Source organism: Martelella sp. AMO21009, from assembly GCF_053484295.1.
In genome coordinates this window covers 173026-198183 of sequence record NZ_JBAKFR010000002.1, presented here as the reverse complement: position 1 = coordinate 198183, position 25158 = coordinate 173026, and the positions used below count along the sequence as shown (strand labels likewise).

Annotated in this window: 23 protein-coding genes; 7 read left to right on the top strand and 16 right to left on the bottom strand. The window is 63.6% G+C overall.

The window, feature by feature from the left end:
* Positions 1 to 112: 112 nt before the first annotated feature.
* Both V6766_RS03170 and V6766_RS03165 read left to right on the top strand, forming a co-directional pair.
* Positions 113 to 655 (top strand): biliverdin-producing heme oxygenase, encoded by a 543-nt coding sequence (locus V6766_RS03170; protein WP_448463515.1) that lies wholly within the window; start codon positions 113 to 115, stop codon positions 653 to 655.
* Entirely contained in the window at positions 652 to 3174 is a 2523-nt protein-coding gene (locus V6766_RS03165; RefSeq protein ID WP_448463513.1) for an HWE histidine kinase domain-containing protein, read from the top strand. The genes V6766_RS03170 and V6766_RS03165 overlap by 4 nt, the downstream gene beginning before the upstream one ends.
* 17 nt (positions 3175 to 3191) lie before the next feature.
* On the opposite strand, the gene V6766_RS03160 is transcribed toward V6766_RS03165, so the two are convergent.
* From V6766_RS03160 to V6766_RS03150, 3 genes are read right to left on the bottom strand one after another with little or no spacing between them, the layout of a single operon-like run.
* A complete protein-coding gene (locus V6766_RS03160) occupies positions 3192 to 3554 on the bottom strand; it encodes a helix-turn-helix domain-containing protein (RefSeq protein WP_448463511.1) in 363 nt (120 codons plus the stop codon).
* Complete coding sequence (locus tag V6766_RS03155) at positions 3551 to 4111, bottom strand: Smr/MutS family protein (RefSeq protein WP_448463906.1); 561 nt, start codon at positions 4109 to 4111, stop codon at positions 3551 to 3553. Before V6766_RS03155 ends, V6766_RS03160 begins: the two co-directional genes overlap by 4 nt.
* 41 nt (positions 4112 to 4152) lie before the next feature.
* Positions 4153 to 4854: a Tim44/TimA family putative adaptor protein gene (locus tag V6766_RS03150; protein WP_448463509.1), complete on the bottom strand. Its 702-nt coding sequence runs from the start codon at positions 4852 to 4854 to the stop codon at positions 4153 to 4155.
* 172 nt (positions 4855 to 5026) lie between these two features.
* On the opposite strand from V6766_RS03150, the gene V6766_RS03145 reads away from it, so the two are divergent.
* Together V6766_RS03145 and secB are read left to right on the top strand one after the other, a co-directional pair.
* Positions 5027 to 5551, top strand: a complete 525-nt coding sequence (locus tag V6766_RS03145; protein ID WP_448463507.1) for an FxsA family protein — start codon at positions 5027 to 5029, stop codon at positions 5549 to 5551.
* Positions 5552 to 5656: 105 nt separating this feature from the next.
* Complete coding sequence (gene secB / locus V6766_RS03140; RefSeq protein WP_448430151.1) at positions 5657 to 6142, top strand: protein-export chaperone SecB; 486 nt, start codon at positions 5657 to 5659, stop codon at positions 6140 to 6142.
* A 104-nt stretch (positions 6143 to 6246) separates the two neighbouring features.
* Here the strand turns inward: secB and V6766_RS03135 are convergent, their stop codons facing one another.
* The 13 genes from V6766_RS03135 to betI all read right to left on the bottom strand — a co-directional run bounded on the left by V6766_RS03135 (position 6247) and on the right by betI (position 21970).
* A complete protein-coding gene (locus V6766_RS03135) occupies positions 6247 to 7683 on the bottom strand; it encodes an aldehyde dehydrogenase family protein (protein ID WP_448463505.1) in 1437 nt (478 codons plus the stop codon).
* A 21-nt stretch (positions 7684 to 7704) separates the two neighbouring features.
* A complete protein-coding gene (locus V6766_RS03130; protein WP_448463503.1) occupies positions 7705 to 8775 on the bottom strand; it encodes an ABC transporter ATP-binding protein in 1071 nt (356 codons plus the stop codon).
* 43 nt (positions 8776 to 8818) lie between these two features.
* On the bottom strand, positions 8819 to 9526 hold the full coding sequence (locus V6766_RS03125) for a GntR family transcriptional regulator (protein WP_448463501.1): 708 nt from the start codon (positions 9524 to 9526) through the stop codon (positions 8819 to 8821).
* Positions 9527 to 9564: 38 nt separating this feature from the next.
* A complete protein-coding gene (locus V6766_RS03120; RefSeq protein WP_448463499.1) occupies positions 9565 to 10419 on the bottom strand; it encodes a carbohydrate ABC transporter permease in 855 nt (284 codons plus the stop codon).
* Complete coding sequence (locus V6766_RS03115) at positions 10416 to 11357, bottom strand: carbohydrate ABC transporter permease (RefSeq protein WP_448463497.1); 942 nt, start codon at positions 11355 to 11357, stop codon at positions 10416 to 10418. Before V6766_RS03115 ends, V6766_RS03120 begins: the two co-directional genes overlap by 4 nt.
* Positions 11358 to 11439: 82 nt before the next feature.
* On the bottom strand, positions 11440 to 11892 hold the full coding sequence (locus tag V6766_RS03110; RefSeq protein WP_448463495.1) for a gluconate 2-dehydrogenase subunit 3 family protein: 453 nt from the start codon (positions 11890 to 11892) through the stop codon (positions 11440 to 11442).
* A 19-nt stretch (positions 11893 to 11911) separates the two neighbouring features.
* Positions 11912 to 13510 carry a GMC family oxidoreductase gene (locus tag V6766_RS03105; protein ID WP_448463493.1) on the bottom strand — a complete coding sequence of 533 codons (1599 nt, stop codon included), beginning with the start codon at positions 13508 to 13510 and terminating at the stop codon, positions 11912 to 11914.
* Positions 13511 to 13541: 31 nt separating this feature from the next.
* Positions 13542 to 14768 (bottom strand): mandelate racemase/muconate lactonizing enzyme family protein, encoded by a 1227-nt coding sequence (locus V6766_RS03100; RefSeq protein WP_448463491.1) that lies wholly within the window; start codon positions 14766 to 14768, stop codon positions 13542 to 13544.
* A 176-nt stretch (positions 14769 to 14944) separates the two neighbouring features.
* On the bottom strand, positions 14945 to 16291 hold the full coding sequence (locus V6766_RS03095) for an ABC transporter substrate-binding protein (RefSeq protein ID WP_448463904.1): 1347 nt from the start codon (positions 16289 to 16291) through the stop codon (positions 14945 to 14947).
* 218 nt (positions 16292 to 16509) lie between these two features.
* Positions 16510 to 18189, bottom strand: a complete 1680-nt coding sequence (betA, locus tag V6766_RS03090) for a choline dehydrogenase (protein WP_448463489.1) — start codon at positions 18187 to 18189, stop codon at positions 16510 to 16512.
* Positions 18190 to 18398: 209 nt separating this feature from the next.
* Entirely contained in the window at positions 18399 to 19862 is a 1464-nt protein-coding gene (gene betB, locus V6766_RS03085; RefSeq protein WP_448463487.1) for a betaine-aldehyde dehydrogenase, read from the bottom strand.
* Between the two features lie 3 nt (positions 19863 to 19865).
* On the bottom strand, positions 19866 to 21383 hold the full coding sequence (betC, locus tag V6766_RS03080) for a choline-sulfatase (protein ID WP_448463485.1): 1518 nt from the start codon (positions 21381 to 21383) through the stop codon (positions 19866 to 19868).
* Positions 21380 to 21970: a transcriptional regulator BetI gene (gene betI / locus V6766_RS03075; protein WP_448430127.1), complete on the bottom strand. Its 591-nt coding sequence runs from the start codon at positions 21968 to 21970 to the stop codon at positions 21380 to 21382. The genes betC and betI overlap by 4 nt, the downstream gene beginning before the upstream one ends.
* A gap of 185 nt (positions 21971 to 22155) precedes the next feature.
* Between betI and choX the strand changes: the two genes are divergently transcribed.
* From choX to choV, 3 genes are all read left to right on the top strand, one after another.
* Positions 22156 to 23097 (top strand): choline ABC transporter substrate-binding protein, encoded by a 942-nt coding sequence (choX, locus tag V6766_RS03070; RefSeq protein ID WP_448463483.1) that lies wholly within the window; start codon positions 22156 to 22158, stop codon positions 23095 to 23097.
* Positions 23098 to 23279: 182 nt separating this feature from the next.
* Entirely contained in the window at positions 23280 to 24116 is an 837-nt protein-coding gene (gene choW / locus V6766_RS03065) for a choline ABC transporter permease subunit (RefSeq protein WP_448463481.1), read from the top strand.
* On the top strand, positions 24116 to 25156 hold the full coding sequence (gene choV / locus V6766_RS03060; protein WP_448463479.1) for a choline ABC transporter ATP-binding protein: 1041 nt from the start codon (positions 24116 to 24118) through the stop codon (positions 25154 to 25156). The genes choW and choV overlap by 1 nt, the downstream gene beginning before the upstream one ends.
* The last annotated feature ends 2 nt before the right edge of the window (positions 25157 to 25158 follow it).

Below are 25158 nucleotides of genomic sequence, written 5' to 3'. Positions count from 1 at the left end.
GGTTTAAAGCCCGCCTCTGCCTCTCTCTTCATAATCGCAACGTCTGGTGCGGCCTGCATTATTCGTCTACAAGGTCACGTTTCCCGTATATTAATTTTCCCTAAAGTGGCGAATGGAACTGCTTGCCGAACTGCGAAACAATACCAGCGACCTGCATGAGCGCCTCGATCGCGCGGTCAGCCGCACCCCATTCGCCTCGCCCCAAGGCTATCAGCGTTTCCTGCTGATGCATGCCCGCGTGCTGCCCGAAGCCGAGCGTTGGCTTGCCGCCCAGTCGCTTTATGCGACGCTTCCCGGCGACAGGCTGCGCACGGCAGCACTTGCGCGCGATCTTGATGCGCTCGCGCTTTCAATGCCGGCCGGCGATTGCGTCGCCGACAACAGCAGCTCGGTCGCGGGTCTGGCTTATGTGCTGGAAGGCTCCCGGCTGGGCGCCCGTTATCTCCTTGGCCAGTTGGCGAAGGCCGGCGCGCCCTATCCCGTCGCTTTCCTGCGCCATGGCGAAGGCGAGAATCACTGGACGACTTTTCGGGCCTGGCTTGCCGCCCAACCCGCCAACCAAAGCGCCGTCGCAACGGCCGTAACGTCAGCCAGGGCGCTTTTCGATGCCTATCTGGAGGCCGTTTGCCATCTTGAAGGAGAACAGGCGCAATGAACGACCGGGTCGATCTGACCAATTGCGATCGCGAGCCGATCCATCTTCTCGGCCGCGTGCAGGCATTCGGCTTTCTGGTCGCCGTCGCGCCCGACTGGACGATCACGCATGTCTCCGAAAATATCGGCAATTTCCTGGACGTTGCCGCCGGCGCGCTGCTCGGCCGGCAGGCAGAGGCGCTGCTTCCCGCGGACACGATCCATACGATCCGCAACGGGCTGCAATTTCTCAATCCGAACCGCGGCGTCGAGGTGATCTACGACCTCGGCATCGCCGGATCCGCGAACCGGTTCGATGCATCGGTGCACCGGTTCGAGGACACGGTGATTATCGAGTTCGAGCCCGCCACCCCGGTGGAGGGTGCTGCCACCGACATGGCCAATGTGCGCAACGCCATCGACCGCATGGCCGAGCTTCCGTCCTTTGCCGCGGTCTACAGCCACACCGTCCGTTTCGTGAAGCTGATCACCGGTTTCGACCGGGTGATGCTCTACAAGTTCGGCGCGGACGACACCGGCGAAGTGGTGGCGGAAGCCAAGAAGCACGATCTCGAACCGTTCCTGAACCTGCGCTATCCCGCCACCGACATTCCCAAACAGGCGCGCGCGCTCTATGTCGAAAACCCGATCCGGCTGATCGCCTCGGTCGCCGACGAGGGCGCGCCGATCCTCGCCCGTGACGGCAAGGTGCTGGACCTTTCGGGAAGCCGGCTCAGAAGCGTGTCGACCATCCATCTCGAATATCTGCGCAACATGAATGTCGGCGCCTCGATGTCGATCTCGGTGATCGTCAACGGCGCGCTGTGGGGGCTGATCGCCTGTCACCACGGCGCGCCCCATGTGCCCTCGATGCGGCTTCGCAACGCCGCGCTGCTGTTCGGCCACATGCTGTCGCTGGTGCTACAGACCCGCCTTTCGGCGGACGAGCGCGCCAATGACGAGGTGGTGCACCGGCTGACGACGCATATTTCCCGCACGCTTTCGAAAGACACCACCACGCCGGAACTGCTGCGGTCCTCCGCCGAATCCTTCGCCGACATTCTCAAGGCGGATGGCTACGCCGTGGTTCAGGAGAACAAGGTCGTGACCGGCGGCGACGCGCCTGATGCGACCGATATCCTCGCGCTCTGCGACCAACTGAACGCGCTGCCCGGCAACGCCGTCTACGCCAATCACGAGATCCAAAAATTCATGCCGGACGCAGAGCGCCTTGTCGAAAAGGCAGCCGGGGTGCTGTCGATCCCGATCTCCCGCTCGCCGCGCGACTATCTGCTGTTCTTCCGCGCCGAACTGGTGCAGCAGGTCAACTGGGCCGGCAATCCGGAAAAGCCGGTGAGCTACGGCCCGAACGGCGCCAGGCTGACGCCGCGCAAGAGTTTCGAGACCTGGCAGACGACGGTGCGCGGCCAGAGCGCGCCCTGGTCCGCCGCCGATATCCGCGCCGCCTCGCAATTGCGGATCATGCTGCTCGAAGTGGTGCTGCGGCTGTCGGAAGAGGCGGGGCGCGAGCGCAAGCTTGCCAACGAGAAGCAGGAATTGCTGATCGCCGAGCTCAACCACCGGGTCCGCAATATTTTAGGCCTCGTGCGCGGCCTGATATCGCAGACCAGCGCAGAGGCGATTTCCACCACTGAACTGGTCGCCAAGCTTGATGGCCGGGTGCAGACGCTGGCGCGCGCCCACGACCAGATCACGCGCCACCACTGGGCCCCGGCCGCGCTGACGGAACTGATCGAGGCGGAGGCGGAAAGCTACCTGCTTGACCGAAAGACGCGGCTTGAAACCAGCGGCCCCAACGTGCTTCTGACGTCCAAGGCCTATACCGCGATGGCGCTGGTGATCCACGAGATGATGACCAATTCCGCCAAATACGGCGCGCTGTCATCGCCGCGCGGCACGGTCAGGATCGACTGGAGCCTCGGCCCGGACGAAAGCCTCCAGATCGACTGGCGCGAGATTGGCGGCCCCCCGGTGAAAGCGCCGGAGCGCCGAGGCTTCGGCTCGACCATCATAGAGCGCACCATCCCGTTCGAACTGTCCGGACGGGCCGAGATTTCCTATCGTCTGGAGGGCGTGACCGCCGCGTTCTGGCTGCCGGGCGAACATGTGGTTGCAGAGGAGTCCGCGTCGGTGCCCGCCGCTGCCCATGAGGTCGCCGCGGCGGCCGTCTTCACGCCCCCGGAAACGGTTCTGGTGGTCGAGGACAATCTGATGATCGCCATGGATGCCGAGATGATCTTCGAGAAGCTCGGCAGTCTGGAGACCGTCATCGCGCCGACGGTGGAAGCGGCGATGGGCATGCTCGACCAACGCGACAGCCCTTTCGGCTTCGCCCTTCTCGACATAAATCTCGGCAATGAGACCAGCTTCGAGGTGGCGCGGCGGCTGCAACGCGACGGCATACCCTTCGTGTTCGCCTCCGGCTATGGCGACAGCCTGGCGCTTCCCGAAGACCTCGAAGATATCCGTATCCTGTCGAAACCCTACGACAAGGACATGATCAGGGGGCTGTTCGGCTGACTGCGGCTGACAGAGCCTCAGCGTTTCAAATGCTTTTCCAGCACCGCCTCCAGTTCCGCCACCGCATCCTCATCCAGCCGGCCGATACTGCGCGACAGATGGTTGGCGAAGGCGGTGTGGGCGGAGGGCAGGCCGATCGTGTCGATCACGACGCGCGGATCGGACTGGTCGGCGATCTCGAAGAATGCCTCGGCATCATCCCAGATGATGTGGAAATAGCCGGCGACCCGCTGCAGGAAATCGAAACTCGGCTTGCCGCGCCGCCCGTGTTCGAGCGCCGAGAGATAGGCGGGGGAGACGCCGATGGCCTCGGCCATCTGCTTTTGCGTGACGCCGCGTTTTGCCCGCAATGCGCGCACGGCATCGCCGAAGGGGGTCATGCCGCCCCTCCCTTCCGGCGCGCAAGGCGGACATAAAGCGCGCCTTCGCCGCCATGCTGGCGGGCGGCGGTCTCATAGGAGGAAATCAGCGGCCGGAAATCCGGCAGCGAGAACCAAAGCGGCACGGTGCGCTTCAGCACGCCATCGCTGCCAAGCGACGCGCCCTTGCCGGTGATCACCAGGATATGGCGGTGGCCGCGTTCATGGGCGCGGCGCAGGAAGGATAGAAGCAGCGCATGGGCCTCGTCCTGAAACAGGCCGTGGAGATCGATGCGGGCATCGATGCCGATCCGCCCGCTGGCGAGCTTCCGTTTCACCGGCCGCTCCAGCGGATGGTGGCGCGGTTCCTTCGGCTGCCGGAGCGCAAGCGGCGAAACGCCGGCGCGCGGCGGCTCGGCCTTTATGGGTGCGGGCGACTTCGGGCTCATCATCTCGGCGAAATTTTCGTCCGGGGCCTCAAGCTTTTCCGCCTTGCGGCCGGGAAGCGGCCGCGCCGTGCGGGCCACCTTGTTCCACAAATCGCGTTCCTCGGACGAGAGCTTGCGCCGGCTCATCAGTCGAACTCCCGTCAGGCGGCAATGGCCGCCGGATCAATCGCCTATTCGGAGGCCGTGGCGATCAGCTTCCAGTTCGGATCGCGCGCCTTGGTGTCGCGGGCGAAGGTCCAGAGATCCCGGATTTCCGCGATTTCCTCCGGATCGCCCTCGACGACCTCGCCATCCCTGCCATAGGTGGCCGAGATCATCTGGCTGACGATCCTGAGCGTGATCCGGGCTTCGGTCTTTTCGACCTCGGCCTCGGTAATCTCAGCCTTTTCGATGCCCACGAAATTCGCGCGCACCGTTTCGCCCTTGGCCTCGCGCTCGCTGATGGCGGCGTTGAAGCCGTCATAGACGTCCTTCGACAGAAGGTTCTTGAGGCTGCGGCGATCGCCCTCGGCAAAGGCCATCACGATCATTTCATAGGCCGAGCGCGCGCCCTTGAGGAAGGCGTCGGGGTCGAACTGCGGATCGGCCGCGGCAATCGCCTGGAGGCCGGAATTGACGTCGCTTCCCGCCGGCGCGATCCTGTCGATCGCGGCCTTGCGGGCGGCTTCCTGTTCCTTCTCGACGCCCGGCAGCGTGATCACCTTGCCCTCGCCGCGTCCCGGCTCCAGCGCATCGGTGCGCGAACGCACCGGCGTCTGCTCGTAACGCGGCTTTTCATTGCCGGTGCGCCGCCCGAGAACGTTGCGAAGCTGGAAGAAAATCACCACAGCCGCAATCAGGAAGAAGAGGGTTATCAGATCGCTTGTGCCCATTTCGTCGTACCCGCGGCTTTCCTTGTTGTTTTCCTATCCCCATATAGACTTCACAGGGCCATGATTCAAATGTAACACATCGGATTATCAAGCGCATTTCCCATGGGCCGCGAAAAGGGAAAGAAAGCCAGAAAATACAATCTGGAAAAGACAAGCCAGACAGGAAACCGACTTGCCGTTTCTCATCGCCATCATTCTCTACCCGTTCATTGAAATCGCGGGCTTCATCATCGTCGGCCGCGCGATCGGCCTGTTTCCGACGCTGGGCCTGATCATGCTGACCGCCGTGATCGGCGCGATCCTGTTGCGCATCCAGGGCTTCAGCGTTTTGCAGAGGCTCAACCAGGATGTCCGCGACGGCGGCAATCCGGGCCGCGACCTCGTGCATGGCGGCATGATCGTGCTCGCCGGCATTCTGCTGCTGATCCCCGGTTTCGTCAGCGATATCTGCGGTTTCCTGCTGTTTGTGCCACCGTTTCGCGATTTCGTGTGGAAGCGGATGAGCCGCAACATGGTGGTGGTTTCCGAGCGCTCCGCCGGGTTCAGCTACACGAGGCGCGAGCCGCCGCGCCGCGAAGGCCCGCGCGAGGGGCCGAAAGTGGTCGATCTCGATGCCGATGATTTCTCCCACGACCCCGATCCGAATTCGCCCTGGGCGGGCAAGGACAAGCCCGACGACAACGACAAGCCCAAATAGGCTGAAATGCAGGCCTTCACGGCCCGAACCGCCGGCACGAAGGGTTGTACGCCCGCCGGCGAGATGCTAATTCGCACACAACGACATTACTCGAAAGGACGCGCAATGGCCGAGGAAAACGGAGCGGCGGAAAAGAAGCCGAGCCCTGCACTGAGCATTCTCACCCAGTACATCAAGGATCTTTCCTTCGAAAATCCGGGAGCTCCCGCCTCGCTGCAGAAGCGCGACGCCCAGCCGGCGATCAACATCTCCGTCAATGTCAACGCCAATCCGCTCGGCGACGACACCTACGACGTGCTGCTGTCGCTGAAGGCGGAAGCCAAGTCGAACGACAAGCCGATGTTCCTGTGCGAACTGGTCTATGGCGGCGTGTTCCGCGTGGCCGACTTCCCGAAGGAGCACGTGCTGCCGATGCTGTTCATCGAATGCCCGCGCCTGCTGTTCCCCTTCGCCCGCCAGATCGTCGCCGACGCCACCCGCAATGGCGGCTTCCCGCCGCTGCTCGTCGACCCGATCGACTTCGCGCAGATGTTCCAGAAGCGCATGGCCGAGGAACAGGCCCGCGCCAAGGTGCAGCAGCCGGCCAACTGAGCGGCGCAGCACTTTCTGAAATGAAAAAACCCGGTCTCGAGGCCGGGTTTTTTTGTTGGGCACATTCCCTTGGCCGCCATTGCCGCCAAGGAACGTTGTCCCGGTTACGACGACCAGCCAGAGACCGATTTCACGGTCATGTATTCCTCCAGCCCCCAGACGCCGCCCTCGCGCGCGCCGCCCGAATGACCGACGCCGCCGAAGGGCGAGCCGGCGCCGCGCGGCTCTCCGTTCATCTCGACCATGCCGGAACGCAGTAGCCGCGCCAACCGGTTGCGCCGCGCGCCATCGCCGCTCTGGACATAATTGGTGAGGCCGTAGCGCGTGTCGTTGGCGATCGCCACCGCCTCGTCCTCATCGGCAAACGGAATGATGCTGAGGACGGGGCCGAAAATCTCCTCGCGCGCGATGGTCATGGCGTTGTCGACATCGGCAAACACCGTCGGCTGAACGAAATAGCCGCGGTTGAAGCCGGCCGGGCGGCCGGGCCCGCCCGCCACCAGCCGCGCGCCCTCGCGAATGCCGGTCTCGATCAGGTCCTGGATCTTGTCGAACTGTCCCTTCGAGATCACCGGCCCCATATGTGCGCCCTCGGCCGATGAGGGGCCGAGCGCGATCGCGCCGGCCGCCGCGCCCGCCTGTTCAACGGCGGTCTCGTAGATCGAACGCTCGACCAGCATCCGGGTCGGGGCGTTGCAGTTCTGGCCGCTGTTGATGAAGCATTGCCGCACCCCGCGCGCGACGGCGTCCTCGTCGGCATCGGCAAAGATGAGGTTGGCGCCCTTGCCGCCCAGTTCCAGCGCGACGCGTTTGAAACTGTCGGCCGCGCCGCGCATGATGCTGGCGCCGGCGCGCGTCGAGCCGGTGAAGCTGATCATGGCAACGTCGGGATGCTCGACAAGCCGCGCGCCAGCGGTCGCGCCATTGCCGTTAACGAGGTTGAAGACGCCGGCGGGCGCGCCCGCCTCGTGAATGATCTCGGCCAGCAGGTTGGACGACAGCGGCGCGAGTTCCGATGGCTTCAGCACCATGGTGCAGCCGGCAAGAAGCGCCGGTATGACCTTCAGCGCGACCTGGCTCATCGGCCAGTTCCACGGCGTGATCAAGCCGACGACGCCGATCGGCTGCATCAGGATGCGATCATCCGGCGCATGCGGTCCGAGCGGCCTTTCGAAATCGAAATGCTCCATGGCGGTAAGAAAATTGGTCATATGGCGCAGGCCGGCCGCCGCCTGGCGTGTGCGGGCAAGCTCGATCGGCGCGCCCATTTCCTGCGAGATGGCGCGCGCCATCTCGTCGCTGCGGGCGGCGTAGATGTCATGGATGCGCCTGACGAGCGCGATCCGGGCGGCCGGGTCGCTCTCCGCCCATGCCGGGAAGGCGTGTTTTGCGGCCGCCACCGCGGCATCGACCTCATCTGTCCCGGCCAGCGCAACCGTGCCGAAGGGCTGTTCGGTCGTGGCGTCCACCAGCGTGTGGCTTGCTGTCGAAGTCGCTGGCGTCCAGCGGCCGTCGATATAGAAATCTTTGAGTTCAAGCATGGGTCTTTTCCTTTCGCGCGGTCACACCGGATCTTCCAGCGCCAGTTCCGGCACCGGCGCTGCATCGAAGAAATGAACTGCATCCGGCGCGACCTGAAGATGGATCGTATCGCCCGGCTTTGCATCCGTGCGCCCGCGTACCAGGATGCGGATAACCTCGTCGGCAAGGCGAGCGGTGATCTGGGTTTCCGAACCCGTCGGCTCGACAATCGTGACCATCGCCGGCCAGCCGCTTTCGGCGAGCACGAAATGCTCGGGCCTGACGCCGACGGTGACGCGCTGCCGCCCCTTCGGATCGGCGGCGGGCAGCGGCAATATCCGCCCGTCGGCAAGCTTCAGCCCGTTCCCGGCGACGATATCGCCCTGCAGGAAGTTCATCGGCGGCGAGCCGATGAAGGCCGCGACGAACAGGCTGGCCGGCTTGTCGTAAAGCTCGAGCGGCGGGCCTTCCTGCTCGATCACGCCGCCGTTCAGAACCACGACGCGATCGGCAAGCGTCATTGCCTCGATCTGATCGTGGGTCACGTAGATGGTCGTGGTCTTCAGCCGCTGGTGCAGCTCCTTGATCTCGGAGCGCATCTGCACGCGGAGCTTGGCGTCGAGATTGGAGAGCGGCTCGTCGAACAGGAACACGTTGGGATCGCGCACGATGGCGCGGCCCATGGCGACGCGCTGGCGCTGGCCGCCGGACAATTGCCGTGGCTTGCGCTCAAGCAGGGGCTCGAGCCCGAGAATGCGCGCGGCATCGCCGACGCGCCGCTCGATCTCCGCTTTCGGCACGCGCCGTTGTTTGAGCGCGAAGCCCATATTGTCGCGGACATTCTTGTGGGGATAGAGCGCATAGTTCTGGAACACCATGGCGATATCGCGATCCTTCGGCGCAACGTGGTTGACCACGCGGTCGCCGATCACGATGTCGCCGCCGGTAATGCCTTCAAGCCCGGCGATCATTCTGAGCAGGGTCGATTTTCCGCACCCGGAAGGGCCGACCAGCGCGACGAATTCGCCATCCTCGATATCGATCGAGACGCCGTGCAGCACCTCGACCGCGCCGTAGGATTTGCGCACATTGCGGATTTGAACCGTACCCATTCCAAAACTCCTCCCTTTGCCGCCCCTTTCCGGGACGGCTGATTTATGTCGCGGAAGCGCGGCGGCCTTCGGCCCGCCGGTTCGCGCCCTTGGCCGGCGCGGCCTCGATCAGATCGATCAGGAAATCGCCGGTGTTCTTTTCGTGCTGGTTCACAAGCGCGGCTGCCGCCGTGAAATCGCCCTCGCGCAGCCGGTCGCGGATGGCCTTATGCTCTTCCAGGGCATCGGCGAGACGCCCCGGCTGCGGCGGAATGCCGTGGCGCTGGGCCGACATCAGGCCGTGCATGTTCTCGAGCAGCCTGCGGCACCAGGGTGATTCCGGATTGTCGCAGAGCAGCAGGTGAAACTCGTAGTTCTTGGACCCGAACAGATCGAAATCCTCGGCCTCCAGCGCCGTGGCCGAGACCGCGATATTCTCGTCGATCTTCGCCAGCCGTTCGGCATCGAAGTTCCGGGCGCCAAGCTCCACCGCAAGCCCGCAGATCAGGCCGCGCAGGGCGCTGATCTCGCGGATCTGCTCGGCGCGCAGGCCCTGCACCACGGCGCCGATATGGTTCTGCACCTCCAGCCAGCCATCGGAGGCAAGACTGCGGATCGCCTCGCGGATCGGCGTCTCGCTGATGCCGAGCGCAAGCGACACCTCCCGCGTGGTGATCCTGTCGCCCGGGCCGACCGTGCCCGACAGCACCATATCCTGGATATGCTGCCGGGCATGTTCGGCCTTGGTCATGTAGGTCTTCGGGTGGTCCATGGTTTCCGTCCAGTTCCGGTTTTGAGGCTCCGGCGCAATTATCCCTTGGTCGCGCCGTCCGCCAAGCCCTTGATAAGCCACTTCTGCACCAGAAGCGCGAAGATCACCACCGGAACGACGGTGATCGTGCCAACGGCGGTGAGCGCGCCCCAATTCGCGCCGTTGACCGTGTCGCCGGCAATGCCGGCGATCGCCACCGGTATGGTGGAGGCATTGCGGTTGGTGAGCACGAGCGCGAACAGCAGTTCCTCCCAGGCAAGGATCATGCTGAAGATCAGCGTCGACAGCAGGCCGGGCAGCGAAATCGGCAGGATGATCTTGAAGAAGGCGCCATAACGCGAGCATCCGTCGATCATGGCGGATTCCTCGAGCTCCTTTGGCAGCGACAGGAAGAAGCTGCGCATCAGCCACATCACATAGGGAATCAGGAAGGTGCTGTAGGCCAGGATCAGGGTGATGTGCTTGTCGGTAAGCCCGAACTTGCGCGCGACCAGGAACATCGGCACCGCCAGCGCGATCGGCGGCACGCCGCGCGACAGCAGGATCAGAAGCCCGATCGTGCCGGCCCCGCGAAGCCGGATGCGGGCAAGCGCGTAACCCGCCATGGTGCCGACCACGATCGACAGCAGGCCGGAGCCGGCGGCGACGATGACGGTGTTGACCAGCCGCCGGACGATATCGGCGCGCGCGATATATTCGGTGTAGGTCGCAAGCGTCGGGGTGAAGAAGAAGGTCGGCGGATTGGTGAAGATGTCCACCTGCTGCTTGAACGAGGTCAGCACCATCCAGTAGATCGGAAACAGGAAGAACAGGCTGACGATGATGGCGGCGGCAATCCGCAGCCTGTGGCCGAACGCGCCTGCTGGCGCTGACGATGGGACGGGGGCGCTCAAAACAGTTCCTCCAGCTTGCGGCTGCCGCGCAGGAAAATGCCGGTCAGCACCATGGTCAGGATCAGCACGATCACGGCCATCGCCGCTGATTCTGCAAAGCGCAGCGAGCGGAACGCCTCCTCGTAGATGAACAGGTTGATGACATTGGTCGCCTTGCCCGGCCCGCCATAGGTGGCGGCGAGCACGATGTCGAACATCTTGACCGCGCCGAGCCAGCGGATAACGAAGGTGGCCGCGATCACGGGCACCAGCAGCGGCACGGCAACGGACCAGAGCGTGGACCACCAGCCGGCGCCGTCGATCTTGGCGGCCTCGAACACGTCCTTGGGCAGGGCAAGCAGCGCGGCGGTGGCGATCAGCACGATGAACGGGGTCCAGCGCCACGTGTCTATGATGATGATCGAGGCCATGGCGAGCCTGGCATCGCCGAACCAGTCGAGCGGGCCGAGGCCGACAAGGCCGAGCCAGTAATTGGCGATGCCCCAGAGCGGATCGAGGATCATCCGCCACATGCCGCCGGCGACCACGGGTGCGACGACCATGGGAATGATGAACAGCGCACGCAATATGCCCCGGCCCCACCACTCGGCATTGATAAGATAGGCGATGCCGAAGCCGAGCACGACCTGCAGCGGCAGGGCGATCACCAGATAGATCAGCGTGACCTTCAGCGATTCCCAGAACCGGTAGTCGCCGATCACCTCGCGGTAATTCTCCCAACCGACCCATTGATCGGCGCTGAAGCTCGCGAGATCGAAGGAGGAGAAGCTGATCTCGATCGTGTAGAAGATCGGATAGGCCAGCATGACGATCAGCACCAGCATGCTCGGTATCAGGAACGACCAGCGGGTCAGAAGGTCGGCAAGCGCATGCCGCCGGGCGTGGCGGGCGGCCCCGCCATCTGCGGCATCGCGGCGCGATGCGGTCTCTGTCGTCATCCCGATCTCCTCCCTCATGCTTCCTCGTCCTCCTCCCGTCCTCCGACGGGGTCTTTCCCGCTGTCGCCGGTGCGCGCCTTGTTCAGGGCGCACGCCAGATCGGCCCGCGCGCCCGCACCGTATCAAGCAGCGACAGATCGCCCGCCTCCACGGCATAGCCTTCAGGAAATGGCGGACGGACCTCGATGCCGATCGATGCCATGACCCGATCGTCGCGATAATAGCAGCGCGCGGTGACAGCCTCCATCACGCCGGCAAGCGCCGGCTCATTGGCGCGGAATTTCTGAAGGATCGAGGCCTGCTCCTCGCGCGAAAGCGCGGCAAAACCGGTCCCGGCCCGCGCCTCGACCGCCGCCAGCGCCTCTGCCAGCGCCTGCCTGTCACGGCCGACGGAGCGCAGGATATCGGCATAGATCGCCGGATCATCGGCGCCGGGCACGCCGTGGCGCGCGCTTGCCGGGATCATGTGTCCGACGATCGCAAGCAGCGTCTTGTTATCGTCCTCGAAGGGCGGCGGTTCCGCGCGGTCTGTCATCGTCTGTGTCATGGCCGGTTCAATCGAAAAGCTCGTAGAGGCGGGTCTTGATCTGGTCGGCGACGTAGAGCGCCACCGCCTGGATCGTCGAGGTCGGGTTGACGCCGCCGGAGGTGACGAAAACGCTGCCGTCGACGATGAACAGGTTCTTCACATCATGGCTGCGGCCCCACTCATTGACGACGGAACGCTCCGGGTCCGTGCCCATGCGCGCCGTGCCCATCAGATGCCAGCCGGCATAGGGCAGCGGCGACCGGGTGGTGATGTCGCGCGCGCCAGCGGCTTCCAGTATCTCGATGCCGCGCGCCACCGAATGGTCGAGCATGAGGCGCGAATTCTCGCTCAGCCGGTAGCTGATCTTCGGCGCGGGAATGCCGTTTGCATCCTTCAGATCGGGATCGAGCGTGACGCGATTATGCTCTTCGGGCAGGTCCTCGCAGATCGCCAGCATGCCGGCGCTGTGGCCGAACAGGCGGCGGAAGGCATCATGATGGTCCTCGCCCCAGGGCAGCAGCCCATCCGCCATGCCGGTCATCGCCGTGCGAACCGGGCCCATGCCGCGCGAAAACTGATAGCAATAGCCGCGCACGAAACCGCGCGCCGCGTCGGTCTCATAGAATTCATGGCTCCAGATGCAGATCGGCGAGCCGCGATGGCCATCCATCGGCTGCTCGAAATGGCCGCGTATCTGGGCATAGGGGTGGAGCATCAGGTTGCGCCCGACAAGGCCGCTGGAATTGGCGAGACCATCGGGAAAACGGCCGGACGCCGAGTTCAGCAACAGGCGCGGCGTGCCGATGCCGTTGCAGGCAAGGATCACGATCTCGGCCGGCTGGAACTGCTCCTTGCCGTCTGCGTCGAAATAGTAAGCCCCCGTCGCCATGCCGTCCGGACCGGTCTCAATCCGGCTGACGCGACAGCGCGGCCGTATCTCGACGCGCGCGCGCTGCGCCTCCGGCCAGTAGGTCAGATCGGTCGTGCCCTTGGCGCCCTGGGCGCAGCCGGAGCCGCATTGGCCGAGATTGATGCAGGGCGCGCGGCCCTCATATTCGCGCGTCGCGATCGCCGCATCCGACGGCCACCAGTGCCAGCCGAGATCATTCATGGCCTTGCCGAGCACCTCACCCGTGCGGCCAAGCGGGATCGGCCCCATGACCTGCTCTTTCGTAGGATAGGCCGGATCGCCCGCCAGGCTGGCAACGCCCATCATCCGGTCGTTGAGCGCGAAGAAAGGCTCCAGCGTCTCGTAGTCGATCGGCCAGTCATCGGCGACGCCATCCAGGCTGCGGACCTTGAAATCGGAGGGGTGGAGCCGGGGGTAATGTCCGGCGTAAAGGATGGTGCCGCCGCCGACGCCATTGAAATTGGAGATCTTGATCGGCGAATCGTCGTCATTGACCGGATAGTCGGCGGCAAGCCGCCGCCGGTTCGGGCTAAGCGCGAAGTCCTCCGTCAGGCGCGCTTCCCAGTCCCGCCCGTTGCTGGGGAAATCTGACATGTTCTGCCAGTCCCCCTGATCCAGGCACAGGATACGCATCCTGGTATCGGCAAGGCTCCAAGCCACGGCGGCGCCGGACGCGCCCGCGCCGATGATGAGGACATCCACTTTCTCATTCATGATCGAAGCCCGCGCCTCCCCTCATCCGCCATCATACCGAAAGCTTCGAGGCTTCGGTGCGCTGCCACATGCCGGCGCCTGGAACCGGCGGATGGTCGGCAAGCGCGGCCTCGATCGGTTCCGTGCCCCAGCCGGGCCTGTCGGGAAGGATGAGATAGCCGTCCTTGAATTCCGGCTGATGGGTGAAGATTTCCGCGTCCCAGCCGATCCGGTCGATATCGGTTTCCATGATCGTGAGGTTCGGCACCGCCGCGCAGAAATGCGCATTCATCATTGTGCAGAGATGGCCATAGAAATTGTGGCAGGCGACATTGGTCTCGTAGGCCTCGGCCGCGGCGGCGATCTTCATCGACTGCCAGACGCCGTTCCAGGGCGTGTCGATGATCGCGACATCGACGGCCTGGGCGCGGAAGAAGGGCAGGAACTGCTGCAGACCGATCAGGGTCTCGCACGAGGCGATCGGGTGCCGGCTTTGCGCGCGGATATAGGCGAGCGCCTCGGGATCGAGCGTGTCGATCTCGACCCAGAACAGGTCGAGGTCGTCGATTTCGCGAAGGATCTTCAGATAGCCGTCGGTCTTTCCGTTGAAATTGAGATCGAGCAGCATGTCGATGTCGGGGCCGGCGGCTTCGCGCATGGTCTCGAGATGCTGGCGCAGGCCCGCGAGCGTCTTGCGCTCGACATTGCGACCGGTCTCGTAGGGCCGGCCGAAGCCGGGCGACCAGGGCTCGATCCGACCCTCCGCGTCATAGCGGAAGATATTGGTCTTGAGCGCCGAAAACCCCTTTTCGCCGACTTCGCGGGCGATCTGCTTCACGCCATCGATATCGGTGATGCCGGGCGAGAAATGCTGGGTGCGGGTGCGATAGGAAACGCAATGGGACCAGTAGACCCGGATCCTGTCGCGCACCTTGCCGCCGAGCAGAACATGGCAGGGCACGTCCAGCGCCTTGGCCTTGATGTCGAGAAGCGCATTCTCGATCGCCCCCAGCGCCTGGCCGACGACGCCGCCGGAACCGGGCCGCGTGACATTGCGCAGATCCTCGCGGATATGCTCGTGATGCATCGCGCTCTTGCCGATCATGCGCGGCGAAATCTGGTTGATCGCCGCGCCGACGCCGGGCGAGCCGAAATACTCGTCGAACTCGCTCCAGCCGACGATCCCGTCCTCGGTGGTGATCTTCAGGAAATTGTAGTTGCGCCAGGAATTGCTGCAGGACAGCGTCTTGACGTCACTGATTATGGCCTTCGTTGGCATCATGGTCCTCAGTCGGTATGGGCGCGGATATTTCCGACCCAGGCATTCGATGCCGAAAGCATCGACACGATCTCGCTCGCGCCGCGTCTCCGCCGGCAAAAGCTGTTATAAAATTCCGGAAGTTGGAGACGGATGCGGGAAGGCCCGCATCCGTCTCGTCTGGTTGACTGAACGGGCTAGTTCAGCACCCTGGAGATTTTCTTGGAGGCGGTATCGAGCGCCTCCTGCGTGGAAGCCTGACCGGCAAGCGCGCGGGCCACTTCATCCGCAAGCACCTGCTGGGCGGCGTCCGATTTCGGGCTGCGAATGCGCCACATCCTGCCCTCTTCGGCAACTTCATAGGCGTTCTGCAGCGTGGCATAGACCGGTGCCAGCCATGGTTCGCTCGGCTCTCCGGAAAGCGTCGACTTGCGGGCCGGGAACGAGCCGACCAGCGCGGCGTTTACGCTTTCGCCCTCCTTCGAGGTCAACCACTGGAGGAAGGCCCATGCCGCCTCGGGATGTTCCGTCTTGCTGCTGATGCCGGCAATCCAGATGCCGCGATGCGTGCCGGCGCGGACATCGCCGACCGGAAGCACCTGAATGCCGACCTCATCGGTGGTGAGCGTCGTCGACTGCGGATCGACGGCGGTGGACTTGTAGACGCTGCCCCAGGTGATCATGTTGGCGACCGCGCCCTGACGGAATGCCTGGAGCGATTCCGAGAAGCCATGGCTGAGGCCGCCGGGCGGCGCATAGTCGAGCAGGCGCCTGTGGGTTTCCAGCGAGGCGACGCCGGCATCGTTGGCAAAGGCGGGATTGCCGTCATCATCGAGCAGGCTGCCGCCATTGGCGTTGAGGATCGACTGCCAGATGGTCGGCGTCAGCGGATCGCGCACGAAATAGGTATCGATCGCCCAGGCATCGACCTTGCCGTCGCCATCAGTATCCTGAACCAGCTTCGGCGCATTTTCGAAGAACTGCGTCCAGGTAAGCTCCGGCGTCGGCGTGGGCACGCCGGCCTTGTCATAGAGCGAGCGGTTATAGAACATCAAAAGCATGTTGGAGCGGACCGGGACCGCATACTGGACGCCATCCCATTCGCCGGCGGCAAGCGGCGCGGCGTTGAAATCGTCCCATTCGTAATCCGCGTCGGTGATCGCGGCGATCTCGTCGCCCTTGAGATCCATCAGCGCGCCGATCGAGGCAAGCTGCGGCACCCACGGATCGTCGGCCAGCAGGATATCATATTCCGGATCGGGGCTCGTGGCATCGAGCATCATCTTGGCGAGCAGTTCCGTATAGGGCACGCCATCGATGCGCACCTCGACATTCGGGAACTTCTTGTTGAATTCCGGAACCAGAATGGTCTGCCAGGTATTGGCGAATGCCTCATTGGCCATGATCTTGATTTCGACCGGCTCGCCCGGCGAACCGAGGCCATCCTGCGCATGGGCCGCAGCGAGCGGCATTGCCGCCAGCACCAAAGACGTGGCCATCCCCTTGAGCACGCGCCTTCTTGCGGCACCCTTTCCTCCAATCATGCTTTTCACGACTTGCTCCTCCTCCGCGTTGCGTGTTCTATATTCTATAGAATATGGAAATTGGATTCGTCAAGCGCCCGCAAAACAGGTTTTTGCGATGGACGAATAGCCGCGTCACGGCGGAACCGGCGCGCAGGGAGGCCTGGACCGAACGCCCGCCTCGGGCATTCGGCCTCAGAAATAACTATTGAAAATCAAAAAGGTAAGTGGCGGCTCGCCTATCGATCCGACGTGTGCCGGCGCGGGTTCATCCACGGTTCGGCGTTTTCCGGCGCAAGCGGGTGGCGGCCGAGGATGTGGTCGCTGGCCTTTTCGCCGACCATGATCGACGGTGCGTTGAGATTGCCGTTGGTGATGCGCGGGAAGATCGAGCTGTCGGCAACCCGCAGTCCGTCAACGCCGATGACCCGGCATTCGGGATCGACCACCGCCATCGGGTCGCTGGCCGCGCCCATCTTAGCCGTTCCACAGGGGTGATAGGCGCTTTCGGCATGCTCACGGATGAAGCCGTCGATCTCGTCATCGCTCTGGATATCGGAGCCCGGCTGGATTTCCTTGCCGCGATAGGGATCGAAGGCGGCTTGCGCGAAGATCTCGCGCGTCAGTCGGACGCAGCGGCGGAAATCGGCCCAGTCTTTCTCATGGCTCATATAGTTGAACACGATCTTCGGGTCCTCCGCCGGATCAGCGCTTTTCAGCGTAATCTCGCCGCGCGACGGCGAGCGCATCGGTCCGACATGGGCCTGGAAGCCGTGGCCTTCCGCCGCCGCCGTGCCGTCATAGCGCACCGCCATCGGCAGGAAGTGATACTGGATATCGGGGTAATCGACGCCCGCCGCCGAGCGCAGGAAGGCGGCGCTTTCGAACTGGTTCGAGGCGCCGATGCCGTTCTTGAAGAACAGCCATTGCGCACCCGCCAGCGCCTTGCCGAACAGATTCCAGTGCTTGTAGAGCGTGATCGGCTGGGTGCTGGCCTGCTGGATATAGACCTCCAGATGGTCCTGCAGGTTCTTGCCGACGCCGGGGCGATCGGCGACCACCGCAATATCATGCGCGGCCAACTCTGAAGCCGGACCGATGCCAGACAGAAGCAGCAGTTTCGGCGTGTTGATCGAGGAGGCGGCGAGGATCACCTCGCGGCGCGCCCGGACCGTTTCGACCCTGCCGCCGCGCTCGATCTCGACGCCGACCGCGCGGCCGTTCTCGATCACCACCTTGCGGGCGAAGCAGCGGATAAGGTCGAGGTTCTCGCGCTTCAGCGCCGGCTTGAGGTAAGCGTTCGCCGCCGACCAGCGCCGCCCCTTCCAGACCGTCTGCTCCATCGGCCCGAAGCCTTCCTGCTTCTCGCCGTTATAATCATCGGTGAGCTCGAAACCTGCCTGTTTGCCCGCCTCGACAAAGGCGTGGAACAGCGGGTTCTTGCGCGGGCCGCGGGTGACGTGCAGCGGGCCGGCATTGCCGCGCCAGGACGGATCGCCGCCATGGCCGCTGTCATGCCAGTTTTCCATGCGCTTGAAATAGGGCAGCACATCCGCAAAGCCCCAGCCGGCGGCGCCCGTCTCGGCCCAATGGTCGAAATCCATCGCGTGGCCGCGCACATAGACCATGCCGTTGATCGAAGACGATCCGCCGATCACCTTTCCGCGCGGGGTCGCCAGCCGCCGGTTGCCGAGGTTCGGCTCCGGCTCGGAGGTAAAGCCCCAGTCATAGCGCTTCATGTTCATCGGATAGGAAAGCGCTGCCGGCATCTGGATGAACGGGCCTATATCCGTGCCGCCATATTCCAACACCAGCACCGAATATTTCCCGTCCTCCGACAGCCGATAGGCCATCGCCGCGCCCGCGGAACCCGAACCCACGATGACAAAATCTGCTTCAGCCAATTTAGACCCTTTCATTGCCGCGGTGGGCGACCTTTTCTCAGACGAGCAGCATAGCCCCAATCGATCTCCCCCCTTGAGGGGGAGATGTCGCGAAAGCGACAGAGAGGGGTAGAGGGCGTAAGCCCTAAAAGCCGCAGTCTCTGTGCTCTCGGAGAGGGTTCACCCCTCTCTGCCCCTGTCGGGGCATCTCCCCCTCAAGGGGGGAGATTGGAGAGGAGAGTCTCTCAATACGGACTATCCACCTTGCCCAGCGCCACATGCACCGTCTTCACCTGCGAATAAAACTCCATCGCCGCCCTGCCGTTCTCGCGGCCAAAGCCCGAATGCTTGACCCCGCCGAAGGGGATTTCGACCGGCGTCAGGTTATAGGTGTTGATCCAGCAGATGCCGGCGGCGAGCTTGCCTGCCACGCGGTGGGCGCGGGAGATATCCTTGGTGAACAGGCCGGCGGCCAAGCCGAACTCCGTGCCGTTGGCGCGGGCGATCACCTCGTCCTCGCTGTCGAAGGCGAGCACGCTCATCACCGGCCCGAAGATTTCCTCGCGCGCGATCGTCATGTCGTCGGTCACGTCGGCAAAGACCGTGGGCTCGATGTAGCTACCCTTCGCAAAGCCATCGCCTGCCGGAACGCCGCCGCCGATCACAAGCCGCGCGCCTTCCGCCTTGCCCTTTTCGATGTACCCCATCACCTTTTCGCGCTGACCTTCGGAGATCAGCGGGCCGAGATGGGTTTCGGGGTCGAGCGGGTCGCCGAGGCGGATCGCCTTCGTGCGCTCGGCCAGTCGGGCCAGGAATTTCTCCAGGATGGATTTCTGCACGAACACCCTTGTGCCATTGGAGCATATCTGGCCGGTGGAGTAGAAATTGCCGAGCATAGCGCCGCCGATCGCGTCCTCAAGATCGGCATCCTCGAACACCACCAGCGGCGACTTGCCGCCGAGCTCCATGGTCACATGGCGCATGCCCGAGGCGGCGGCTGCATAGACCTTGCCGCCAGTCGGCACCGAGCCGGTGAGCGAGACCTTGGCGGTGTCCTTGTGGGTCGCAAGCGCCGCCCCGACATCGCCAAAGCCCTGCACCACGTTGAAAAGCCCCTTCGGCGCACCAGCCTCGATGAAGATTTCGGCGAGCTTCAGCGCGCAAAGCGGGGTCATCTCGGAGGGCTTGAACACCATGGCATTGCCTGAGGCAAGCGCCGGGGCCGCCTTCCAGCAGGCGATCTGGGTCGGATAGTTCCACGCCCCGATGCCGACGCAGACGCCAAGCGGCTCGCGCACCGTATAGGCGAAGGCATCGCCCAGCGGCACGCTTTCGCCGGAAAGCGCGGCGGCCTGCGCGGAAAACCATTCGAGACTGTCCGCCCCCGAGGTCGCATCGGCCACCAGCGTTTCCTGTATGGCCTTGCCGGTGTCGAGCGTTTCGAGTTCGGAGAGCGCCTCGTTGCGCTCGCGAATGATATCGGCGGCGCGGCGCAGCACCCGGGCGCGTTCGACCGGAAGCCACGACGCCCACTCCTGTTGCGCGCGGACGGCGGAAGCCATCGCCTTGTCGATGATTGCCGGGGTGGCGCTGTGGAGGTTCGCGATCACCTCGCCGGTCGCGGCATAGACGCTCTCGAACGGCTTGCCGGCCGCGTCTTCCACATATTCGCCGTCGATGAAATGGCTTGCTTTCGGCTGAGCCCGCATAATTTACTCCCCTCGCGGCCAGCGCTGGCTGGCCTCGAGTATGTTGAGATCCATGTGATTGCGCATGAAGCGCTCGGAGGCATCCTTGAAAGGCTGGAAGTCCCAGGGCCGGTATTGCCCGGCCCTCAGCGCCTCATAGACGACATGGCGGCGCGCCTGGCTTTCGCGCACCTCGTCGTCATAGGCCTTCATGTCCCAGAACTGCCGCACCTTGGTCGCGAAATCCGCCGCCGTTTCGGCATGGGCCGGATCGTCGGCAAGGTTGTTCAGCTCGTGCGGATCGGCTGCGAGGTCGAAGAGATGGGGCGGGTCGAGCTCGCAGTGGTTATATTTGAACCGGCCCTCGCGGATCGAGACCAGCGGGGCCTGAGAGGCTTCGGCCGCATATTCCATCCGCACCGGCAGCTTGCGTTCGGCCCCGGCGGCAATCGGCAGCAGGCTTTCGCCATCGACCCAGGGTTCGATCTCGCCAAGGTCGATGCCGGCGATATCGGCAAGCGTCGGCGTGATGTCGATCGAGGAGGCCGGCGTCTTGACGAGACCGGGTTCAACGCCGGGGGCCGCCACCATCAGCGGCACGCGGGCCGAGCCCTCATAGAAGCTCATCTTGTACCACAGCCCGCGCTCGCCCAGCATGTCGCCATGGTCGGAGACGAACACGATCGCGGTATCCTCGCCGAAGCCGACGCTGTCGAGCGCTTCCAGGATCTCGCCGATCTTGTCGTCGATATAGGAGACATTGGCGAAATAGGCCCGCCGTGCATTGCGGATATCCTGCCTGTCGATCGTGGCCTTGTGCCAGTCATTGGCATCGAGAATGCGCTTGGCGTGATTGTCCTGCTGATCATAATCGAGCGTGTCGATCTCGGGGTCTAGATGGTCGCAATCTTCGTAGAGGTCCCAGTATTTCCTGCGCGCCACATAGGGATCGTGCGGATGGGTGAAGGACACCGTCAGCATGAACGGCCGGTCCTCCTTGCGGCGGCCGAGATCGTAGATCTTGCGCACCGCCTCATAGGCGACCTCGTCGTCATATTCGAGCTGGTTGGTGATCTCGCCAATGCCGGCCCCGGTGACCGAGCCCATATTGTGATACCACCAGTCAATCCGCTCGCCGGGCTTGCGGTAATCCGGCGTCCAGCCGTAATCGGCGGGGTACACATCGGTGGTCAGCCGCTCCTCGAACCCGTGCAACTGATCGGGACCGACGAAGTGCATCTTGCCGGAAAGCGCGGTCTGGTAGCCGGCGCGTCGCAGGTGATGGGCATAGGTCGGGATATCGGGCGCAAACTCCGCGGCATTGTCATAGACGCGGGTGCGGCGGGGAAGCTGCCCGGCCATGAACGAGGCCCGCGCCGGCGCACAGAGCGGCGAGCCGGTATAGGCGTTCTGGAACCGCGCCGAGCGGGCGGCGAGCTTCTTCAGGTTGGGGGTGTGCAGAAAATCGGCCGGACCGTCTGGAAACAGCGTACCGGCAAGTTGGTCGACCATCAAAACGAGAATGTTCGGTCGCGCACTCATGAAGACATCTCCTTGGCGAGCGTGAGTTCGAGATATTCCAGCGTCATGGCGACGGCATCGCTCCGGCTCATGCCGAAATCCTTCAGCGCGGCGCGCAGGTAGAAACCGTCGATCAGCGAGCCGAGCCCGGTGGCGATCCGCCGGGCGGCCTCAAGGGGTACAAGCTGGCGCAGCGCATAGACCAGGTTGGAGCGCAGCCGCGCCTCATAGATCGAGAGCAGCCGGCTGGCATCGCCCTTCTGCTGGGCCTGGACGTAAAAGGCGAGCCATGCGGCCACAACAGCGGGGTCGAACTGATCCGGCCCGAACGAGGCCTCGATGATCGCCTCGAGACGCTCTCTGGGCGTGGCCGCATCCTTGTAGCGGGCCTTGACCGAACTGCCGAACTCGTCAAGGATACGGCGCATGGCCGCAAACAGGATCTTTTCTTTGGAGCCGAAATAGTGATGCGCGAGCGCAGGCGAAACGCCCGCCCGCTTGGCGATCTTGGCGACCGTAACCTCGACCATGCCCACCTCGCCCACCTCGGTGATGGCCGCACGTACAAGCGCTTCGCGACGTATGGCTTCCATTCCGATCTTAGGCATTGGCTGAACCCGCTGAAAAAATGCTCACTGGCGCTGTCTGGCGAATTTCTGGGCAACCCGCCGTTTACATGACTTAGCATATGTTATATTGATTGACCGATCAATCAAGGAAGCCGCCAGTTTATTTTGACACGCCGAACGATCCATCACGGCCTTCGACAAACGAACCGAAAGGAAACGCTGACATGTCTTATAACTTGAAACTGACCCTCGCCGCGCTTGCCGCCGCGACCGCTCTTTCCGCCGGCGCCGCCAAGGCACAGGAAGCAACCGCCTGCGATAGCGTCAGCTTCTCCGATGTCGGCTGGACCGATATCACCACCACCACAGCGACAGCCAAGCACATTCTGGAAGGCCTCGGCTACAAGGTCGACGTCAAGGTCCTGTCCGTGCCGGTTACCTTCGCCTCGCTGAAGAGCGATGACGTCGATGTCTTCCTCGGCAACTGGATGCCGGCCCAGACCAGCGCCATCACGCCCTATATCGATGAAGGCGAGATCGATGTTATCGCCACCAATCTCGAGGGCACGAAATACACGCTCGCGGTGCCGACCTACACCTATGAAAAGGGTCTGAAGACCTATGGCGACATTGCCAAGTTCGCCGATGAGCTCGACCACAAGATCTACGGCATTGAGCCCGGCAATGAAGGCAATGCCTATCTGGTTTCGCTGATCGAGGAGAACAAGCACGGGCTTGAGGGCTTCGAGGTCGTCGAAAGCTCCGAGCAGGGCATGCTCGCCATGGTCGGCCGCAAATACCGCCAGGAACAGCCGATCGTGTTCCTCGGCTGGGAGCCGCATCCGATGAACGCCACCTATTCGCTGAAATACCTCACCGGCGGCGAGGATTTCTTCGGCGGCGAGGGCATCGTGCGCACCGTCACCCGCAAGGGCTATGCCGAAGAGTGCCCGAATGTCGCCAAGCTGCTTGAAAACCTGAAGTTCACCCTGCCGATGGAAAACGAAGTCATGGGCAAGATCCTGAACGACGGCGAAAACGAGGGCGACGCCACCGCCGAATGGATCAAGGCCAATCCGGATGCCCTTGACGCCTGGCTTGAAGGCGTGACCACCACCTCGGGTGAACCGGGGCTGCCGGCGGTCAAGAAATCGCTCGGTCTCTAAAAATACTTCAAGCCCGGCAAGCCAACGCTTTCCGGGCTTTCCTTTTTCGATGATGATAGCTTTTCAGCCGCGCATTTCGCGGCGCGGGCCCGGGGCAAAATGCCGGGGCCGGATCGCTCTGCGTCGCCCTGGCCGGCCGCGCGTTTCGACACACTGAATTCGGGGAACAAAGGAGCAGTCTCTTGCACTGGCTGACGGATTACAAAATCCCGCTGGGACGATGGGCCCAGGATATTTTCGACTGGCTGCAAATGCATGGCGGCTGGTTTTTCGATGGACTCGCAGACGTCATGGGCTGGCTGATCGACCAGCTCTTGTGGATCCTCCAGGCGCCCGGACCGATCGTGATCGCGGTGATCGTGACCGCGGCCTCCTACTGGCTGCAGCGCAACTGGAAGGTCTCGCTGTTCGTCTTTCTCGGCTTTTTGTTCATCATCAACCAGGGCTATTGGGAGGAAACCACCGAAAGCCTGGCGCTGGTGATCTCGTCCTGCATCATCTGCATGGCGATCGGCGTTCCGATCGGCATCTTCGCGGCCCACCGGCCCCGCCTCTATCAGGTCCTGCAGCCGATCCTGGACCTGATGCAGACGCTGCCGCCCTTCGTCTACCTGATCCCGGCGATCGTGTTCTTCGGCATCGGAATGGTGCCCGGCCTGCTGGCAACGGTCATCTTCGTCGTGCCCGCCTCGATCAGGCTCACCTATCTCGGCGTCTCCTCCGTGCCCAAACCTCTGCTTGAGGCGGCGGACGCGTTCGGCGGCACCGGCTGGCAGAAGCTGACCAAGGTCGAACTCCACTATGCCCTGCCGCAGATCATGGCCGGCCTCAACCAGACCATCATGCTGTCGCTGTCGATGGTGGTGGTCGCAGCCCTCGTCGGCGCCGACGGGCTAGGCGTGCCGGTGGTGCGCGCGCTCAACCAGGTCAATCCGGCGCTCGGGTTCGAGAGCGGCTTCGTCATCGTCGTCGTCGCGATCATTCTTGACCGCGTTCTCAAGATCGAGAGGAAAAGGTAATGGCTGACGCTGTTGTTTTTGAAGATGTGAACATCGTCTTCGGCGACCGGCCGCAGAGCGCGCTGCCGATGATGGACCAGGGCAAGAGCCGCGCCGAGGTGCAGGAGGAGACAGACCAGGTGCTCGGCGTCCACAATTGCTCGCTTTCCGTGGGCGAGGGCGAGCTTCTGGTGCTGATGGGACTGTCCGGTTCCGGCAAGTCGACGCTGCTTCGCGCCGTCAACCGGCTGAACCCGGTCTGCCGCGGCCGCGTGCTGGTCAATGACGGCAACGGCATGACCGATGTGACGGCGGCGGACGCCAAGACGCTGCGCAACATCCGGCTGTCGCGGGTTTCCATGGTGTTCCAGCAATTCGGCCTGCTGCCATGGCGCACCGTTGTCGAGAATGTCGCGCTCGGGCTGGAATTCGCCGGCATGGGGCAGAAGGAGCGGCTCGAAAAGGCAAGAGCCCAGCTCAAGCTGGTCGGTCTTCAGGATTGGGGCGACAAGCTCGTCGGCGAATTGTCGGGCGGCATGCAGCAGCGCGTCGGCCTTGCCCGCGCCTTTGCCACCGAGGCGCCGATCCTTTTGATGGACGAGCCGTTCTCCGCGCTCGACCCGCTGATCCGCACGCGGCTTCAGGACGAACTGATCGAGCTGCAGAGAAACCTGAAGCGCACCATCATCTTCGTCAGCCACGACCTCGATGAGGCCTTCAAGATCGGCGACCGGATCGCGATCATGGAGGGCGGGCGGATCGTCCAGTGCGGCACGCCCTCGGAAATCGTGCGCAAGCCGGCCGACGCCTATGTCGCGGACTTCGTCGCCAATGTGAACCCGCTGGGCGTATTGCGTGCGCAGGACGTGATGAGCGAGGACGAGGCGCTTGCGGATTCACCCACCGTCGAGGCTGAAACCAAGCTTGCGGCGATGATGGATGCGCTCGGCGACGGCAAGGTGCTGCGCGTAGTGAGCAAGGATGGCAAGACGCTCGGCAGTATCCGCCCCTCCGACGTGGTCACCGCGCTCAATCCGGAGAGCAATCAGGAATCGGCGTGACG